The 18,222-nt window shown below is 37.2% G+C and carries 16 protein-coding genes; 7 read left to right on the top strand and 9 right to left on the bottom strand.

Annotated elements, in window-relative coordinates; translation table 11 throughout:
* Nucleotides 1–227 precede the first annotated feature (227 nt).
* Nucleotides 228–1,004: a hypothetical protein gene (locus VB796_RS11425; protein ID WP_323346675.1), complete on the bottom strand. Its 777-nt coding sequence runs from the start codon at nucleotides 1,002–1,004 to the stop codon at nucleotides 228–230.
* Nucleotides 1,005–1,113: 109 nt separating this feature from the next.
* Between VB796_RS11425 and VB796_RS11430 the strand changes: the two genes are divergently transcribed.
* The 6 genes from VB796_RS11430 to VB796_RS11455 all read left to right on the top strand — a co-directional run bounded on the left by VB796_RS11430 (nucleotide 1,114) and on the right by VB796_RS11455 (nucleotide 7,465).
* Nucleotides 1,114–2,139 (top strand): gliding motility protein, encoded by a 1,026-nt coding sequence (locus tag VB796_RS11430; protein ID WP_323346676.1) that lies wholly within the window; start codon nucleotides 1,114–1,116, stop codon nucleotides 2,137–2,139.
* A 12-nt stretch (nucleotides 2,140–2,151) separates the two neighbouring features.
* The gene (locus VB796_RS11435) at nucleotides 2,152–2,622 is read left to right on the top strand and encodes a hypothetical protein (RefSeq protein ID WP_323346677.1); all 471 of its coding nucleotides are present in this window, start codon (nucleotides 2,152–2,154) and stop codon (nucleotides 2,620–2,622) included.
* A 132-nt stretch (nucleotides 2,623–2,754) separates the two neighbouring features.
* Nucleotides 2,755–3,750: a YhdH/YhfP family quinone oxidoreductase gene (locus VB796_RS11440; protein ID WP_323346678.1), complete on the top strand. Its 996-nt coding sequence runs from the start codon at nucleotides 2,755–2,757 to the stop codon at nucleotides 3,748–3,750.
* Between the two features lie 193 nt (nucleotides 3,751–3,943).
* Nucleotides 3,944–4,147: a hypothetical protein gene (locus VB796_RS11445; RefSeq protein WP_323346679.1), complete on the top strand. Its 204-nt coding sequence runs from the start codon at nucleotides 3,944–3,946 to the stop codon at nucleotides 4,145–4,147.
* Nucleotides 4,148–4,346: 199 nt separating this feature from the next.
* Complete coding sequence (locus VB796_RS11450) at nucleotides 4,347–5,645, top strand: MFS transporter (RefSeq protein WP_323346680.1); 1,299 nt, start codon at nucleotides 4,347–4,349, stop codon at nucleotides 5,643–5,645.
* Nucleotides 5,646–6,094: 449 nt separating this feature from the next.
* A complete protein-coding gene (locus tag VB796_RS11455) occupies nucleotides 6,095–7,465 on the top strand; it encodes a hypothetical protein (RefSeq protein WP_323346681.1) in 1,371 nt (456 codons plus the stop codon).
* A gap of 173 nt (nucleotides 7,466–7,638) precedes the next feature.
* On the opposite strand, the gene VB796_RS11460 is transcribed toward VB796_RS11455, so the two are convergent.
* Complete coding sequence (locus VB796_RS11460; protein ID WP_323346682.1) at nucleotides 7,639–8,352, bottom strand: head GIN domain-containing protein; 714 nt, start codon at nucleotides 8,350–8,352, stop codon at nucleotides 7,639–7,641.
* 75 nt (nucleotides 8,353–8,427) lie between these two features.
* Nucleotides 8,428–8,871: a DMT family transporter gene (locus tag VB796_RS11465; RefSeq protein WP_323346683.1), complete on the bottom strand. Its 444-nt coding sequence runs from the start codon at nucleotides 8,869–8,871 to the stop codon at nucleotides 8,428–8,430.
* A gap of 90 nt (nucleotides 8,872–8,961) precedes the next feature.
* On the opposite strand from VB796_RS11465, the gene VB796_RS11470 reads away from it, so the two are divergent.
* A complete protein-coding gene (locus VB796_RS11470; RefSeq protein ID WP_323346684.1) occupies nucleotides 8,962–12,006 on the top strand; it encodes a WD40/YVTN/BNR-like repeat-containing protein in 3,045 nt (1,014 codons plus the stop codon).
* A 47-nt stretch (nucleotides 12,007–12,053) separates the two neighbouring features.
* Here VB796_RS11470 and leuB read toward each other — a convergent pair whose 3' ends face one another.
* The 6 genes from leuB to tnpA form a co-directional block, all read right to left on the bottom strand.
* Entirely contained in the window at nucleotides 12,054–13,124 is a 1,071-nt protein-coding gene (gene leuB / locus VB796_RS11475) for a 3-isopropylmalate dehydrogenase (protein WP_323346685.1), read from the bottom strand.
* A 34-nt stretch (nucleotides 13,125–13,158) separates the two neighbouring features.
* Nucleotides 13,159–14,670 carry an alpha-isopropylmalate synthase regulatory domain-containing protein gene (locus tag VB796_RS11480; RefSeq protein ID WP_323346686.1) on the bottom strand — a complete coding sequence of 504 codons (1,512 nt, stop codon included), beginning with the start codon at nucleotides 14,668–14,670 and terminating at the stop codon, nucleotides 13,159–13,161.
* A gap of 77 nt (nucleotides 14,671–14,747) precedes the next feature.
* Nucleotides 14,748–15,344: a 3-isopropylmalate dehydratase small subunit gene (gene leuD, locus VB796_RS11485; RefSeq protein WP_323346687.1), complete on the bottom strand. Its 597-nt coding sequence runs from the start codon at nucleotides 15,342–15,344 to the stop codon at nucleotides 14,748–14,750.
* Nucleotides 15,345–15,415: 71 nt separating this feature from the next.
* Nucleotides 15,416–15,787 (bottom strand): GxxExxY protein, encoded by a 372-nt coding sequence (locus VB796_RS11490; protein WP_323346688.1) that lies wholly within the window; start codon nucleotides 15,785–15,787, stop codon nucleotides 15,416–15,418.
* A gap of 183 nt (nucleotides 15,788–15,970) precedes the next feature.
* Nucleotides 15,971–17,371 (bottom strand): 3-isopropylmalate dehydratase large subunit, encoded by a 1,401-nt coding sequence (gene leuC / locus VB796_RS11495; protein WP_323346689.1) that lies wholly within the window; start codon nucleotides 17,369–17,371, stop codon nucleotides 15,971–15,973.
* Between the two features lie 295 nt (nucleotides 17,372–17,666).
* Nucleotides 17,667–18,125 carry an IS200/IS605 family transposase gene (tnpA, locus tag VB796_RS11500; RefSeq protein WP_323346690.1) on the bottom strand — a complete coding sequence of 153 codons (459 nt, stop codon included), beginning with the start codon at nucleotides 18,123–18,125 and terminating at the stop codon, nucleotides 17,667–17,669.
* Between the last annotated feature and the right edge of the window lie 97 nt (nucleotides 18,126–18,222).

Genomic DNA, 18,222 nt, shown 5'->3' on the forward strand with positions numbered 1-18,222 from the left:
TCCGTAAAATCTGTGGTCTATTTTCGTTTGCGACAAATTTTCTATATTTCCCAAACTAAACTATACCGATTTTAAATCCCATCCGTGTAAATCTGTAAAATCCGTAAAATCTGTGGTCTATTTTCGTTTGCGACAAATTTTCTATATTTCCCAAACTAAACTATACCGATTTTAAACCTTATCCGTGTAAATCTGTATAATCCGTAAAATCTGTGGTCTATTTTTCATTAAAACTTCACCCCAAAATCTAAATAAAACGCCCCATTTTTCGTGATTAAATCGCCAAAAGTACGGCTTCTATTAATTTCTACAAATCCTCTTTGATATTGAAGTCCGAAGAAAAAAGCGTCTCCTCCTCTACTGATTGACTTTTCACCTCCAATTCCTAATAATAATCCGACATCGCCAAAACTGAATATGCTTTGCGAACTTGCCAAACGCTCTTGATATTGAAACAAAGCATTACGAGTTTTGTCTAACGCTTTTTCAGCAATTTTTATATCAACCGTTCCCCCAAATTGCAAATAAACGGGAGTGTCGTCCAAGATATTATCGCTAAAAATCTTCATCGTCAAAGGCAATTGCAAATATTGTAAATTAAAATTGGCTTCCGTTCCCCTGATTTCATCGGCAGTCAATGGCGTTGTTTTAAAGAGTTCATTATCGTAAAAAGTCCCGTGCATAGAATAATTCACGCTTTTGACGGTGTACCAAAGTCCCGTGCTAAAAGCGTATTTATCGGTGATATAAAAATCCGCAATTGGTCCTAAACTCAGTCGCACATTTGCTCCATTTGACTCAAATCCCTTAAAGTTTTTAGAAGCCTCAACATAATTAATCATAATGCCTGGAGAAAATCTAAAACCCATTTTCAGTTTATAAAATCTACTGAAAAAACCTCCTCCATAATTCCCTCCATAATTAGCATCGGCATTATACCGTTGTGAAAAGCCCTCGAATCCTATCAGGAGAATAAAAAGACTTAGGAATACGTTATTCTTCATAATTTTGCGAAAGTAAGGTTGGCACTTGCCATGTACTTATTGAAATTTAACGATAAAATTAACTCTTATAAAATATTGCCTTACAGTCTGGATAAGGCACAATACAACGATGAAATATACGCTCTTTTTACTCTTCACGTGCCTTGTATGTGCGTGTACCCAAACACAAGACAATCAAAGCAGTTCCGACCCCGATGTTAATAACGTAAAAGTTACGGTAAATATTCAACGACTTGACAAAGATTTATTTGTGTGTAAAAGCAAGGATGAATTATTATCACTCTTCAAAAAACAACCTACTTTTTTTACCAATTACTTTCAAGTTACTCCTGAAGGTTTTGATAAATTGGCTGACCAACTTTTACCTTTAGTCCAAAATCAAGGTTTGCGAGATTTTTACAATCAGTCGCAAGAAGCAGGATTTTTTGGAAATCAAAATTTGGAAAATGACTTTCGTACTGCTTTCCAACATCTCAAATACTACTATCCTGATTTTAAAGAACCCAAAATCTATACCATTTTTTCGGGTTTCTTCGGTCAAGGCGTTTTGCCCAACCGTGAACTAATCATTTCGGATACAGCTATTTATATTGGTTTGGATTATTTTATGGGCAAAAAGGGGAAATTCATCCCCGATATTTATGATTATCAACTCCGAAAAGCCACACCCGAATCCATTGCTCCCCTTAGCATACTTTTATTATCACAGAAGTATAATCTTACAAATCCGAAAGATAAATCCTTATTGTCTGACATGATTTGGTACGGAAAAAGTTACGTCTTTGCCCATACCATGTTGCCCAAAAAAGCAGATACCTTATTCATCGGTTATTCTGGCGAGCAATTAGCAGGAAGTTACGAGTTTCAGAAAAACATTTGGGCTCATTTCATTGATAGTCAATTACTTTATAATACGCAAGACCCCATAAAAGCCAAATATGTTGGAGAACGACCATTAACCCCAGAAATTGGCAAAGACTGTCCTGGAAGTATTGGAAGATGGTTAGGTTGGCGAATTGTGGGAAAGTATTTTGATGAAAATGAAAATTTGACCATTCAAGAATTGATGAAACAATCTGACGCTCAAAAAATATTTGAGGCTTCAAAATATAAGGGTTTACCTGATGAGGAATAAACAACACAACACATGAAAAAGCACACTATCATTTTATTGATTTCATTTTTAAGCATTAGTTTTTTGTCAAATGCTCAGTTATATAAATCTGCTTTGGGGCTTAGATTAGGGCTTTCGAATGGAATCACCTACAAAACCTTCGTAAAAAGAAATGCAGCCATTGAGGCAATCGGAACTTTCCGTAGTCGAGGTTTTGGGCTTACTGGACTTTATGAAGTACACGGAAGAGCCTTCAATTCAAGAGATTTCAATTGGTTTATTGGTGGCGGTGGTCACGTTTATGTATGGGGAGACAACCGCCCGAGTTATTTAGATAATAACCAAAGAACAGTATTAGGTTTAGACGGAATATTGGGATTGGAAGCCAAATTAAGAAATGTACCATTGGCAGTTAGTTTAGACTGGAAACCAGCCATTAATATTATTAATTATTCAAATTTTTTGAGTGATGAAATCGCCCTCTCTGTTCGATATACTTGGTAATATTGGATAGTTTCTGATTGCATTTTATATGTTTTTTTTCATATTTGTAGTACAAGAATTAACAAAACCAACTCTTGCCGAGTTGGTTTTGTTGTATAACAACGACAAACAAAACAATCAGATATTAATATTATGCAAAACACATCATTCAAAGCCCTTCAAATTTCAGAAAATACTGAAAAACAATATCTTAGAAACATCATAGAACGCCAAGTTGGAGATTTGCCTGCGGGGGAAATTTTGGTAAAAGTTCATTATTCAACCCTCAACTATAAAGATGCCTTATCTTCAATCGGAAATAAAGGCGTTACCCGAAACTATCCGCATACCCCAGGTATTGATGCCACTGGTGTTATTGCAGAGAGTAATTCGTCAGACTTTAAAGTTGGTGATGAAGTAATTGTAACCAGTTATGATTTAGGCATGAATACTTCTGGCGGATTGGCGGAGTACATTCGTGTGCCTGCCCGTTGGGTTGTTCCTATGCCCACAGGTTTATCCATGCGAGAAGCCATGATTTATGGAACGGCAGGTTTTACCGCAGGTTTATGTATTAATGCCTTGACAAATAATGGTTTATCTCCCGAAAAAGGAAAGGTTTTAGTGACTGGTTCAACTGGTGGCGTAGGAACTTTATCGGTAGCAATCCTAAAAAAATTGGGCTTTGAAGTAACTGCCGTAACAGGAAAACCAAAAGCGGTTGAGTTTTTAACGAAAGTAGGAGCAAGTGAAATTGTAACGAGAGAAGCACTTGACGACCAATCAGGTCGCCCGATGTTGAAGTCCGTTTATGCAGGTGTAGTAGATACCGTTGGTGGAAATATTTTGGCAACTGCATTAAAATCTTTAGTGTACGGCGGAGCAGCGGCAGCTTGTGGTTTAGTGGCTTCATCCGAATTGCATACCTCTGTTTTTCCTTTTATTCTTCGTGGAAATGCTCTTTTAGGCATTGACTCTGCCGAATGTCCGATGACTTTACGCAAAGAAATTTGGCAAAAATTAGCTAATGATTGGAAACCACTTGATTTAGAATCATTAGCAACAGAAATCAGTCTGGAAGAAGTACCCGAAAAGTTAGATTTAATCTTAAAAGGAGGTGCTTTAGGTAAAGTATTAGTTAAACTTTAAGTTGAACAATACATAGAAATTGTTTTTATGAAAGTAATTGATTAAACTTATGCTAAAATTAACACATATTTTAAACTTATTTAATGACTTTGATGTTATGATATCGTCTTGATTATGAAGTTATTACAATGAGTATTATCTTTGTAAAATTATTACAAACCCATGTTTTATTTAACCACCAAAAACTCCGCCCATGAAAAACGTTCCAATCATCCTAACGCCAGAATCAGTTGAAGCGTTAGTAGCGAGTATCGCTGAAGAATTATTGAAAGGTCATAACACGTATAAGTCTGAGACCGCAGCACTGAAAAAGAAAATCAAAATAGGAATGTTGAGAACACTTTCTTATCAGGAACTTTCAAAAAAACAGCACGAAAAAGTAGCAACAATTGCCTAAGTAGATGAATTCCTGAGCCTTACCGCCATAAGGTTCTTTTTAGCACTAAGCTATTCTCTCTGATTCCCTTCAGCTCTTCTAAAGCCTGTCAGGCTTCCCCAAACAACTCAAATCATAGTAATATATCAATAATTTTATAGATTTTTTTAGGCAAAATAAGGTATCTTTATTCTCTTATTTATATCCCAAAAATAATCTTATGCAACATCCAACCACTATTCTGGAATCTCAGAAATTATCAAATTTACAATTATCCACTATTTTAATCTGTTTTTTAATGAATATGCTCGACGGCATGGACGTAATGGTAATTTCCTACGTTGCTCCACACATTTCGTCAGCATGGTCAATTAGCCCTCAATCATTAGGCGTTGTTTTTAGTGCTGGGCTTTTAGGAATGTCAATCGGGGCGATGTTTTTAGCCCCATTTGCTGACAAAATTGGACGCAAAACCATGATTTTAATTTGTGGCTTATTGATGGGGATAAGCGTTTTTTCGACCATTTTTGCCAATTCAGTCGAAGCATTAATCTTTTTCAGAGTAATTAGTGGATTAGGGATTGGCGGAATGTTAGCAAGCACCGCCACATTGACGGCTGAATATGCTCCAAAACCACAAAAAGACTTTTGGGTCAGTTTCGTGATGTCGGGTTATCCAATTGGAGCCGTTTTATCGGGCATGGTAGCGGCAAAAGTAATTCCTATGTACGGATGGCAAACGATGTTCCAAATAGCAGGAGCTTCTACCTTATGTACATTGCCAATTACCTATTTTTTCTTGTCTGAATCACTTGATTTTTTATTGAAAACACAACCACAAAATGCCCTAAATAAAGCCAATTCAATTTTGACTAAGATGGCTTTACCCATATTAGCAAGTTTGCCCAATATTAGTAATGATTCAAGGATTAAAGCTTCTGTAACTTCTCTTTTAAAACCTGAAACAAAAACGGCAACTGTTCGTCTTTGGATTGCTATTTTCATGGCTTTTGCCAGTTTATATTTTCTCACAACTTGGATTCCAAAATTGGCATCAGCCACAGGTTTATCAGTAGAATTAGCCATTTATGCAGGAACAATTTTTAATTTAGGAGCATTTTTAGGCATTGTTTCACAAGGTTATTTATCCAGTAAGTTTGGCTTGAAAAGAACGATTTGCGGTTTTTTGATAGCAACCGCTTGTTTAATGTTAATTTTTGGATTCTTTTCGGGTTCAGCAATGACTTTAATTCTTTTCGGATTGATTGGTTTTGGAATTCAAGGAGGATTTGTAGGTTTATACTCGGTGGCAGCTCGTATTTATCCCACCGAAATACGTAATACAGGCGTGGGCTGGGCAGTTGGAGCAGGAAGAATTGGGGCAATTGTTGGACCACTTTTAGGAGGAGTTTTAATCGGACTTGGATTATCTATGTCTATTAACTTTATGATTTTTGCGATTCCTACACTCGTCGGCGGTATTATTACGTTATATATTTCGTCAGGAGAACTTCGTTAACGTTAATTTACCATGTGGGGATGATAGGTAACATAGATTTTGGTCAGTCTAAGAACTATGATTTCTATATGATTATAAACTCAACCATTTTAGCACAATTGTTAACATTGATTTTTCTAATTTATAACTATGTTTTCTATCATCCCTAAATGGTAAAACTAAACAATTTTAGCACGATAGAGAAGATAGAATTTTCTAATTTATAACTATGTTTTCTATCATCCCTAAATGGTAAGACTAAACAATTTTAGCACGATAGAGAAGATAGATTTTTCTAATTTATAACTATGTTTTCTATCATCCCTAAATGGTAAAACTAAACAATTTTAGCACGATAGAGAAGATAGATTTTGGGTCAGCCCAATAACTATGATTTCTATATAGCCGTAAAACTAAACCATTTCTGGATTGTTATATCAAAGTAAAACAGACTCAACTCTAACACAATTATGCAACGAATATTTTACCAAGGAATTACAATACTTTTGGGAGGATTACTCACTGTTTCGGCTTGTACCAAAAATTCAGTGGATGAGACAACACCTGCTACTGTATCGAGTTTTGGATTGATGCAAGATAGAATCCTTACACCTACGTGTGCTACTTCGGGTTGCCATGCGTCGGTGTCTGATGCTACTTTCAAACAACATGGTTTAGTTTTAGAGAAGTCGGTAGCTTATGAAAACTTAATCGGAGTAGTTCCCTTAAACGCACTTTCAAAAGGCGATGGGCATTTGCGAGTAAAGGCTTACAAATCTTTAGAAAGTCTTTTGTATCATAAACTCAATTGGGACGCATCTCATCACGGTGGAAAACAATATGGCTCGCCCATGCCTTTGGGAAGTACCGCTTTAACGGTTGGACAAATTGAATTTGTGCGTCGTTGGATTGAAGCTGGAGCTCCCAAAACAGGCGAAGTCGTTGATGCTAAACTTTTGGATGATAAAACACCGAGTGTTTCAGCAAATGATGACTTTAAGGCAATCGGCACTCCACAATCAGAAGGGGTGGCTGGTTATCAATTAAAGGTTGACAAATTTACGATTCAACCCAATTTTGAACGTGAATTATTTGTGAGAAGAAATATTGGAAATACAGCAGATATTTATGTAAATCGTATCAAATTACAATCTCGTGCCAATAGCCACCACATGGTTTTGTATGATTTCAGAGATAGAACAACATTACCAATAATTGACCAAGTGAGAGACTTACGCAACGCCGACAATACACTGAATGGAGCAACCATTTTTCAAATGGCAAACCATATTTTTTTGGGTGGCGGTACACAAGCTAATCAAGAATATACTTTCCCAGAAGGTACTGCACTTTTATTGCCTACTAATTATTCAATTGATTTGAATCCGCATTATTTCAATAAAACTACGGGGAATCTTTACGGTGAAAACTACGTGAATTTATATACTACCGACAAAGCGAAGGTCAAAAATGTAGTCAAAACAATTGATTTAAATCACACAAATTTTAGCTTACCTGCCAATACAAAAACAATAGTCAGCAAAGATTTTACCTTTGATAAAAGCGTGAAAATCGTGATGTTAACATCGCATACACACAAATATGGCGAAAAGTTTGTGATTAAGATAAAAGGGGGAACAAGAGACGGAGAAGTGGTTTATGAAAATTTAGATTGGGAACATCCAGCAATAAAAAACTTTATTACACCAATATCTTTAAACAAAAACGAAGGACTAACTTCGGTAGTTACATTCAATAATACATCAAATCAAAAAGTTTCATTTGGACTAACGTCTGATGATGAAATGGACATTATTTTTGGGTATTATTATGAACAGTGATTTTTTTAGAGAATAGATGTTAGAGGAAAGAGAATAGATGTTAGAGAATAGAGAATAGATGTTAGAGAATAGAGAATATAACTTGTAAAGTTGTTCTCTACTATCTATACTCTGTTCTCTATAATCTATTATAATCTATCATCTAAAAAAATCTATTCTCTAACATCTAAAAATTACTGCTTATGAATATCAGAACCACCCGTAGAGCTTGATTTTACCACTCTTGCACCACCTTTATGATAAACATCGCTTCCACCAGTTGCAGAAATACTGATTTCTTTTTCAGCCCAAACATAAGCATCTGAACCACCTGTTGAAGAAACTGTACAGAAATTAGTTTTTAAGTTACTTGCCTTTAAATCGCTTCCTCCCGTTGATGTTGCCTTAAAAACCGTAGCAGTTCCTGCCAAAATCACATCAGAACCTCCTGTTGTTGAACAAGTTAGTTCATCAGCATCTAAAGTAAGCCTAACATCAGAACCTCCCGTAGCTTTTACTTCAAGTTTAATTAAGTCCAATTTATTTTCCGTATAAATGTCAGAGCCACCCGTAGCCGAAAGTGCATTAAGGTCTTTAACGGTCACGTACACTCGCATTGCTTTTGATTTTTTCCATTCAAAATCAAACCAACTTTTTGAAGATTCCACGTAAATTTTCAAAACACCACCCTCATTTTCAGTAATAATTTTATCCATTCTATCTTTATCGGCTACTACTTTCACTGATTCTGTCGAACCTTGTTTTAAATACAAATCTATTCCGCTGGAAATATGAATGCCTTTAAAATTTGAAACCCTACGAATTTCTTCTGAATTCTGAGCGTAAGTAGCCAATTGGCAAAGGTTTACCAATAAAAAAACAAATGCGGTCTTGAATAATGTTTTCATGATAAATATTTTAAATAAGTTTGACAATAATGATATCAATCAGATGCTCTCAATCAGTAAAAGGTTGCATCTAACCTAAAACTTTCTGATTAGAATAACACCCGCCACTAAAAATAACGCTCCGATAATTCTACCAATTGAAATTTCCCGAATAGGCGTATGTAAAATACCGTAATGGTCGAAGAGTAAGGAAATTGCCATTTGCCCAGCCACAATTAAGCCAAAAGTCAGAGCAAAACCCAACCGAGGAATCAGCACAATGACCGTACTAATATAAAACGCCCCTAAAAGTCCCGCAAACCAAACATACCAAGGCACATTTCTGGCAGAACTTAACGATTGAAGTGGAATTCGTGCAATGAGAATATAAAGGAACAAAGCAATTAAACCCGTAAAAAAAGACAGAAAAGCCGCCAAAACTGGATGCCCAACGTTCTTGGTCATTTGAGTATTTAAGGCTGCCTGAGTCGGGAAAACTGCTCCGCAAAGAAAGGCTAAAAAGATTAGGAAATATTGCATTGAAATGGATTTACTTGTATGGTAAAATTATCAATAAAAAAATCTACTTTCTATTATCTTTACAAAAAATCATCAACCTAAAATCACAAAATGAAAAATAGAATTTTACTCTGTGTGGGACTTGCTTTGACTTTTTCGGCAAATGCTCAAAAAAAGAAAAAGGAAATCTCCGCTCCTCTTGTCACTCAATCACTCAAAGCAACGCCCGCTTCCGAACGTTTCAAAGCTCTGGAAATTCGTAAAGCTCTGGAAGCTAAATCTTTAGTTAATAATGTCAAATTTCGTTCAATTGGTCCAACAGTTATGTCGGGGCGTGTAGTGGATGTGGACGTAAATAACCAAAATCCAACGGAATTTTATGTGGCTTATGCTTCGGGTGGACTTTGGAAAACTGAAAATAATGGCATTAGCTTTTCGCCTTTGTTTGACAATGAGGCAGTTATGACCATCGGTGATATTGCGGTTGACTGGAAAAACAACGGCAAAACCATCTGGATTGGCACGGGCGAAGCAAATTCTTCACGCTCATCGTATTCTGGCGTGGGAATGTACAAAAGCGAAGACGGCGGCAAAACTTGGCAACACAAAGGCTTGAACGAAACGCACCATATCGGGAAAGTGATTTTACATCCAACCGACCCCAATACGGTTTGGGTGGCGGCTTTAGGAAGTCTTTATTCTGCCAACAAAGAACGGGGGCTTTTCAAAACAACTGACGGCGGAAAAACTTGGAAACAAACGCTTTTCATTGACGAAAACACAGGCGGAATTGACCTCACAATCGACCCCATTAACCCGAATACTTTATACGCAGGAATGTGGCATAAAACTCGTTCTGCTTGGAATTTTGTAGAATCAGGAAAAACCTCAGGCGTTTATAAATCAACCAATGGTGGCGATACTTGGTCATTAATCACAGGTGAAGGTTCAGGCTTTCCACAAGGCGATGGCAATGGGCGTGTAGGCGTGGGGACTTCTCCGCAAAATCCAAATATTGTCTATGCCGTTTTGGATAATCAAAAGAACCGTCCTGACGATGGAAAAAAGAAAGAAGACGAAAATCTTTTGACTGCCAAAAAATTGCGTAGCATGAATACAGAGCAATTTTTAGCTTTATCAGACAATCAAATTTCGGAATATTTAGACGAAAAACGTTTTCCAGAAAAATACAATGCCAAGAGTTTGAAAGCAGACATCAAAGCTGGAAAAATCCAAGTGATGGATATTGTGAAATTCACGGAAAATGCCAATGATGATTTATTCGATACGCCCATTACAGGGGCAGAAGTTTATCGTTCGGAAGACGGTGGAAAATCTTGGAAACGCACGCACAAAGACTATTTGGACTGGGTTTTTAATACGTATGGATATTATTTCGGAACAGTTTTCGTTGCTCCTGACAATGCTGACAAAATTGTTATTCCAGGTTACCAACTCGTTAAATCTGACGATGGTGGAAAGACTTTCAAGTCGATGAATGCAGACAATGTTCACGCTGACCACCATATTGTTTGGATAAATCCGACTAACTCAAAACACCAAATTTTAGGTAACGATGGCGGTATCAACATCACTTACGACGACGGAAAAACATGGTTTAAAGCCAATACGCCAGCCGTTGGGCAATTGTATGCCTTGCAAGTGGACATGGCAAAACCGTATAATGTTTACGCTGGATTGCAGGATAATGGCGTTTGGTTTGGTTCTTCGACGAATAAACCAAACTATGAATGGTACGCAGAAGGAGCTTATCCGTTCAAGTCAATTATGGGTGGTGACGGAATGCAAATTGCAGTCGATACTCGTGATAATCAGACGGTTTATACAGGTTTTCAGTTCGGAAATTATTTCAGACTAAATACTTCAAACGGCTCGCAAAAATATCTCCAAATGCCACAAGAAATTGGCGACATAAAAAACCGTTTCAACTGGCAAAGTCCAATTTTATTATCACGTCATAATCAAGACATTATTTATTTTGGCGGCAATCGTTTTTTCAGAAGTTTAGATAAAGGTGAAACTTGGAAGGCACTTTCGGGCGATTTGACAAAAGGTGGAAAAGAAGGTGATGTACCTTTCGGAACCCTTACAACCATTGATGAATCTCCTTTAAAATTTGGGCTTTTATATGTAGGAACAGACGACGGTTTAATTCATGTTTCAAAAGATGGTGGTTATACTTGGACGAAAATTTCGGACGGTTTACCGCAAAATTTATGGGTGAGCAGAGTAAACGCTTCAAATCACGCTGAAGGAACCGTTTATGTGTCATTAAACGGCTACCGTGACGACCATTTTAACAGTTATGTGTATCGTTCAACAGATTACGGAACAACTTGGCAAAAATTAGGCGAAGACCTTCCTGCTGAACCCATAAACGTAGTAAAAGAAGACCCTAAGAACCCTAATTTATTGTACGTTGGGACAGACCACAGTTTGTATATTTCCGTGAATCAAGGAAAATCATTTATGCGTATGTCGGGCGATATGCCAGCAGTGGCAGTACATGACTTAATCGTTCATCCACGTGATAATGAATTAGTTGTGGGAACACACGGTCGTTCAATTTATATTGCTGATGTAAATTTAGTACAACAATTGACGGATTCGTTAATGAATAAAGATTTGCATTTATTTACGATGAAAACTATCAATTTTAATTCACGTTGGGGTAAAGTTGACGCTTCAAGAAAATATGATGAACCTGAAAAAAGAGAATTGCCAATTGCTTATTTCACTAAAAATGCAGGCAAAACGAAAGTAACAATTGCTACCGATAAAGGCTTAGTTTTGAAAGAATTAAACGATGATAGCGAAACTGGAATAAATACCGTTACGTGGGATTATACTATTAATCCTGCGACTGTAAAAGATTACGAAAAGCACTTAAACGACACCAAGAAAAAAGACGATAAAGTTATCAAGGTTGAAGAAGGTGAAGACAAAGCTTTTTACATCAAAGCGGGTAAATACAAAATCACTTTTGAAACCGCTAACGGTGTAAAATCAGAACAAAATTTTGAGATAAAAGCTCCCGAAAGACGTTCAAGAAGAGTAATGATTCCTTCGGCAATGAACTCGCCAGAGGCATTTGAAGAATGGATGGAAGAAGAAGGTTTGGAAGGGAAGAAATAGAGTGATAAGATTAGCCAACTGTTGAAAGTTGGCTAATCTTAATTCAATTAAATTCTGCTCAAAATCTCTGCACCGATAGCATCAGTACCCAAAATCATATCTTTTGGTGTATCTTTTGAAGCGATGTCTCTTGTACGGAAACCTGCTTTCAAGACTGAATCAATTGCTGCAATAATTGCTTCTGATTCTGCTTTCAAACCAAATGAAATGTCTAACAATAATGCTGCTGAAAGAACAGAAGCCATTGGATTAGCTACACCTTTACCCGCAATATCGTGTCCAGAACCGTGAATTGGCTCATAAACACCTGTACTATCACCGATTGAAGCTGATGCCAACATTCCCATTGAACCTGCAATTTGAGATGCTTCATCCGTCAAAATATCTCCGAATAAATTACCCGTAACGACTACGTCAAATTGTTTTGGGTCTTTGATTAACATCATCGCACAAGAATCCACAAATTGGTGTGTAACCTCTACTTCTGGATATTCTGGAGCAATTGCTTGTACAGTTTCTCTCCACAAACGGCTTGATTCCAATACGTTTGCTTTGTCAACTGACATCAATTTTTTACCACGAGTCATTGCTGCATCAAAAGCTTTACGTGCAATACGCTCAACTTCATATTTGCTATAAATCATGGTATCGTAAGCGGTATTTCCGTCTTCGATTCTTTCTCTTTTTCCGAAATAAACGTCACCCGTTAATTCACGGAAGAAAAGAATATCTGCACCTTTCAAAATTTCTGGTTTGATAGAAGAGGCTTCTAACAATTCGTCAAATAATTTGATTGGGCGAAGGTTGGCGTATAAACCCAATTCTTTACGCATTTTCAATAATCCTTGCTCTGGACGAACTTTTGCGTGTGGGTCGTTATCGTATTTGATGTGTCCAACTGCTCCGAAAAGGATGGCATCAGAAGCACGCATTTTTACTAAAGTTTCTTCTGGAAGCGGGTCGCCAGTCGCTTCGATTGCTACGTGACCGATAAGTGCTTCGTCATACGTAAATTCATGTCCGAATTTCGCTGCGATTTTCTCTAAAACTTGTTTACCAACGGTTGTAACTTCTTGCCCAATTCCGTCACCTGGGACTACTAAGATATGTTTTTTCATTTTTTGTTTATTTTATGCCACGAAGGCAATAACTCTAAATCAAATTGAGCATCTTCTGCGTCGCTTGAATTGCAGAAACTGTCTGATCTGAATCTAATCCTCTGGTTTTCATAGTTTTGCCGTTAATGACCCACGTAATAATCGTCTCACAAAGGGCATCGGTTTTTCCTCCTGGTGGAATCCTTACGGCATAGTCTGTCAATTGGGGAAGTTCGATATTTTTTTGACAATATATCTTTTTCAAAGCGTTCATAAAGGCATCATATTGTCCATCTCCTTGAGCAGATTCTTCAAAAATTTCTTCGCCAATTTGTACTTGTAAAGTGGCAGAAGGTTTTAGATTTTTAGAATGTGTCAAAACGTAATTCAATACGATAACTTTTTCTTCAATGGCACTGCTATCCAAAATATCCGAAATAATATACGGCAAATCTTCACGAGTTACGGCTTCTTTGCGGTCGCCCAATTCGATGATTCTTTGCGTTACTTTTTTCAAATCGGCATCGGCTAAAGTGATTCCTAATTCTTGCAAATTTTTCTCAATATTTGCCTTTCCTGAGGTTTTCCCTAAAGCATATTGACGCAATCGCCCGAAGCGTTCGGGCATTAAATTATTGAAATAAAGATTCTTTTTATTGTCGCCATCCGCATGAATACCAGCCGTTTGCGTGAAAACATTTTCACCTACAACTGGCTTGTTCACTGGAATTCTGAAACCCGAAAAAGTCTCTACCAATTTACTTACCGAATACAAAGATTTTTCAACTACCGTCGTTTTCACTTCGGGCATAAAATCGTTGATTACCGCTATGGTACTTGCCAAAGGAGCATTTCCTGCCCGTTCGCCCATGCCGTTTACGGTTAAGTGCAAGCCTTGTACACCCGCACGAATAGCTTCCATGACGTTTGCAATGCTTAAATCATAATCGTTATGAGCATGAAAGTCGAAGTGCGTATTTGGGTAACGTTTTACGATAGCATCCAAGAAATCAAAGGTTTCTCTTGGTGTCAAAACCCCCAAAGTATCAGGCAAAAGCACTCTTTCGATGGGTTCTTTCGTCAAAAAATCAAGGTATTGAAAAACGTATTCGGGAGAATTACGCATTCCATTACTCCAATCTTCTAAATAAACATTACACAAAATCCCCTTAGAACGAGCCAAAGCAATCACCTGAGCGATTTCAGAAAAGTGTTGTTCGGGTGTTTTTTTGAGTTGGTGCGTGAGGTGATTTAATGAGCCTTTTGTGAGAAGGTTCATCACTTTTGCCCCTGCTTCCAACATCCAATTGACTGAAGTTTCACCGTCAACGAAGGTTAAAACTTCAATTTTATCCAAACAACCATTTTCAGCCGCCCACTCGGTAATTTTCTTAACCGCATCAAATTCGCCCGCAGATACTCTTGCCGAAGCGACTTCTAATCTATCCACCATTACTTCTTTCAAAAGTAACTGAGCAATCGTTAGCTTTTCAGAAGCCGAGAAAGACACTCCGCTGGTTTGTTCACCATCACGAAGCGTCGTGTCCATTATTTCTATGTGTCGCATATTTAATGATGAGTTATAAGTGATGAGTTATGAATGACGACAAAAGTCATCACTTATAACTCATCATTCATCACTTCTTAGTAAAGACTCTTCTCTGCAAATGCTGCAATTTCTCCTTTCATGCTTTGTAGATAATCAATATCATCAAAACCGTTGAGCATATTGTTCTTTTTGTAGCCATTGATGGTAAAGTCTTCACTTTCTCCTGATGCTACAATGGTCACTTTTTGCTCTGGAAGATTTACTTCAATTTCTGCTTTTGGGTCAGCTTCAATTGCCAAAAAGATTTTATCTAAAAATTCTGGGCTAACCGTTACTGGTAAAATACCGATATTCAATGAGTTACCTTTGAAAATATCTGCAAAGAAACTTGAAATTACACAACGGAAACCGTAGTCATAAATCGCCCAAGCGGCGTGTTCACGACTTGAACCTGAACCGAAGTTACGACCGCCTACGAGGATTGCTCCACTGTAAGTTGGGTTGTTCAAAACGAAATCTTGCTTTGGAGATTCGTCGTTATTATAACGCCAATCTCTGAATAAATTATCGCCAAAACCCTCACGTTTCGTAGCTTTCAAGAAACGAGCAGGGATGATTTGGTCAGTATCGACATTTTCTATTGGAAGTGGCACTGCTGTCGAACGAAGTACCGTAAATTTATCGTATGCCATTATTTTATTTTGTTTTGAAAACAGGCTAATTGATTGAGAATAATTACTTCTCTCTTTTCACCTATTTGTAATTATCTCATAAATCTTCTCACACCATTTTTTAAAATAAGTACATTAAAGTTAATTAAAAGACCTACTTTTTTGTCTGAGAATTTCATGTATGTCAGCGTTTGAGCCTCATGCACTGGATGCAATACTTCAACACTTTTCAATTCAACTACTACTGTATTTTCAACTAAGAGGTCTATTCTATAACCATATTCTAACTGGATGTCTTTGTATTGAATTGGTAATGCTTTTTGACGTTGAAAAAGTAATCCTTTCTCTTCTAATTCAAAAGCTAAACATTCCTCGTAGGCCGATTCTAATAAACCTGGACCGAGTTGTTTATGTACTTCAATCGCACAACCAATGATTATTCTGGTTATATCATTTACTTCCATTTGTTGATTTTTGTGTAGTTAAAAAAATTGATTTGTAGAAATTAATTGCTTTGTCGTTGAGAGGTTACACAGAGAGCCACAGAGATTTTTAGAGAAAATGAGAAAGACGTAGAGATTTTGTCTCTGTGGTTCTCATTTTAAAACTCTTTGGCTCTCTGTGTAACCTCTTTCCCTCAAATACACCTATAAAAATTCCCGAGGGTCAGTAACTTTTCCCGTCACCGCTGCTGCTGCTGCCACTAATGGCGAAGCTAAAAGCGTTCTTGCTCCTGGGCCTTGACGACCTTCGAAGTTTCTATTTGACGTTGAAACGGCATACTTTCCAGCAGGAATTTTATCGTCGTTCATCGCTAAACAAGCCGAACATCCTGGTTGACGAAGTAAGAAACCTGCTTCTGTCAAAATATCCAAAATACCTTCTTCTTTGATTTGTGATTCTACAATGTGTGAACCTGGCACTAACCAAGCCGTTACGTTATCTGCTTTTTTGCGACCTTTCACGATTGAAGCGAAAGCACGGAAATCTTCAATACGTCCGTTTGTACATGAACCTAAGAAAACATAATCAATTGGTTTCCCGATGATTGACTCATTTTCGGCAAATCCCATGTAGCCCAATGATTTTTTATAACTTGCTTCACCGTCAATTACATCAGTTGCCAAAGGAATATTTTTAGAAATACCCGTTCCTAAACCTGGGTTTGTACCATAAGTAATTTGTGGTTCAATATCCTCCGCATTGTAAGTATATTCAAGGTCAAAAGTAGCTCCATCGTCCGTTTTAAGGGTTTTCCAGTAAGCCATTGCTTTTTCCCAAGTTTCACCTTTTGGAGCTTGTTCACGACCATTCAAATAATTGAAAGTCGTTTCGTCTGGAGCAATCATTCCACCTCTCGCACCCATCTCGATTGACATATTACAAACCGTCATACGTCCTTCCATTGACATATTCTCGAACACATCACCCGCATATTCTACGAAATAACCCGTAGCACCTGCCGCCGAAAGTTGAGCAATAATATACAAAGTAACGTCTTTGGGTGTAACTGCTTTACCCAATTTACCATTTACGTTTACACGCATTTTCTTTGGTTTCGGTTGCATAATACACTGCGAAGAAAGCACCATTTCAACCTCCGAAGTACCAATACCAAACGCAATTGCACCAAAAGCACCATGCGTAGAAGTATGAGAATCACCACAAACGATGGTCATACCTGGAAGAGTGATACCATTTTCTGGTCCAACTACGTGGACAATACCGTTTTTAGCGTGTCCTAATCCCCAGTGAGAAATACCATATTTTGCCGAGTTCGTTTCCAACTGTTGCAATTGGTTTGCAGAAAGTGGGTCTTGAACAGGTAAATGTTGGTTAATAGTTGGCGTATTGTGGTCAGCAGTAGCGAAAGTACGCTCTGAATAAAGGACACCAATCCCACGACTTTCCAGACCTAAGAATGCAACTGGGCTGGTTACTTCGTGGATAAAGTGGCGGTCAATCAGAAATACATCTGGACCATCTTCGATTTTACGAACAACGTGTGCGTCCCACACTTTGTCGAATAAAGTTTTTGGATTATTCATATTTAAAAATTTGTTCTCTATATTCTTGTTTGATTATTCTATTTAATGTTCTGCTTCTCCGAAGCATTAGCAAAACCTCTTCCCTTAGCTACAAATGTTCTGCTTCTCCGAAGCATTAGCAAAACCTCTTCCCTTAGCTACAAATGTCCTGCTTCTCCGAAGCATACTTAATTAATTGAATTATTAAAATTGTCTATGGAATTACCTCGGAGAGGTTTAACCTTTGTAGCAAAAGCGATAGAAACGAACGAGAAACTTCGGAGAAGTTTAACCTTAAAATTCACGCTCTTAACTATTAAAACCATTCAAAAAATTCTTTCCTACCTATTTCAATCCCAAAATCATCACAAAATTTCAAAAACTCTTCTTGAAACGTCTTTTTACTATGATGTTCTTTCTGATTCAGAATATACTTACAAACTGCATCTATTTGTGAACGACTATGTGAAAAAGCACCATAACCATTCTGCCATTCAAACTTAAATTTTGACAGTTTTTCGTTTTTTATAAAATCATTTGAGGCAACTTTTATCTCTTTTACTAAATCTGAAATTGCTTCAGCAGGTTTTAATCCCACAAAAATATGAATATGGTCAGGCATTCCTCCAATAGCTAATAATTTATGCCCTCTTTCCTGAATCGTTCCTGTTATATACTTATGCAAGCGTTCTTCCCAATCTGAATTAATTAATGCTTCTCTATTTTTAGGTGAGAATACAAGATGAATATATAGTTGTGAGAAAACATCTGCCATTTGTTTTAAGGTTTTGCTTATCAGAAGCGAACTAATTGAAGATTTTTAACCAAATAAGTATTTTACCCTACAAATTTCCAAATAAATACCCGAACAC

It is taken from the genome of Arcicella sp. LKC2W (assembly GCF_034931005.1).
Taxonomy (GTDB): Bacteria; Bacteroidota; Bacteroidia; order Cytophagales; family Spirosomataceae; genus Arcicella.

Excerpts from the sequence above, each read along its gene's own strand:
- VB796_RS11425 (WP_323346675.1), bottom strand. The coding sequence starts at position 1,004 with ATGAAGAATAACGTATTCCTAAGTCTTTTTATTCTCCTGATAGGATTC.
- VB796_RS11430 (WP_323346676.1), top strand. The coding sequence starts at position 1,114 with ATGAAATATACGCTCTTTTTACTCTTCACGTGCCTTGTATGTGCGTGT.
- VB796_RS11435 (WP_323346677.1), top strand. The coding sequence starts at position 2,152 with ATGAAAAAGCACACTATCATTTTATTGATTTCATTTTTAAGCATTAGT.
- VB796_RS11440 (WP_323346678.1), top strand. The coding sequence starts at position 2,755 with ATGCAAAACACATCATTCAAAGCCCTTCAAATTTCAGAAAATACTGAA.
- VB796_RS11445 (WP_323346679.1), top strand. The coding sequence starts at position 3,944 with ATGAAAAACGTTCCAATCATCCTAACGCCAGAATCAGTTGAAGCGTTA.
- VB796_RS11450 (WP_323346680.1), top strand. The coding sequence starts at position 4,347 with ATGCAACATCCAACCACTATTCTGGAATCTCAGAAATTATCAAATTTA.
- VB796_RS11455 (WP_323346681.1), top strand. The coding sequence starts at position 6,095 with ATGCAACGAATATTTTACCAAGGAATTACAATACTTTTGGGAGGATTA.
- VB796_RS11460 (WP_323346682.1), bottom strand. The coding sequence starts at position 8,352 with ATGAAAACATTATTCAAGACCGCATTTGTTTTTTTATTGGTAAACCTT.
- VB796_RS11465 (WP_323346683.1), bottom strand. The coding sequence starts at position 8,871 with ATGCAATATTTCCTAATCTTTTTAGCCTTTCTTTGCGGAGCAGTTTTC.
- VB796_RS11470 (WP_323346684.1), top strand. The coding sequence starts at position 8,962 with ATGAAAAATAGAATTTTACTCTGTGTGGGACTTGCTTTGACTTTTTCG.
- leuB (WP_323346685.1), bottom strand. The coding sequence starts at position 13,124 with ATGAAAAAACATATCTTAGTAGTCCCAGGTGACGGAATTGGGCAAGAA.
- VB796_RS11480 (WP_323346686.1), bottom strand. The coding sequence starts at position 14,670 with ATGCGACACATAGAAATAATGGACACGACGCTTCGTGATGGTGAACAA.
- leuD (WP_323346687.1), bottom strand. The coding sequence starts at position 15,344 with ATGGCATACGATAAATTTACGGTACTTCGTTCGACAGCAGTGCCACTT.
- VB796_RS11490 (WP_323346688.1), bottom strand. The coding sequence starts at position 15,787 with ATGGAAGTAAATGATATAACCAGAATAATCATTGGTTGTGCGATTGAA.
- leuC (WP_323346689.1), bottom strand. The coding sequence starts at position 17,371 with ATGAATAATCCAAAAACTTTATTCGACAAAGTGTGGGACGCACACGTT.
- tnpA (WP_323346690.1), bottom strand. The coding sequence starts at position 18,125 with ATGGCAGATGTTTTCTCACAACTATATATTCATCTTGTATTCTCACCT.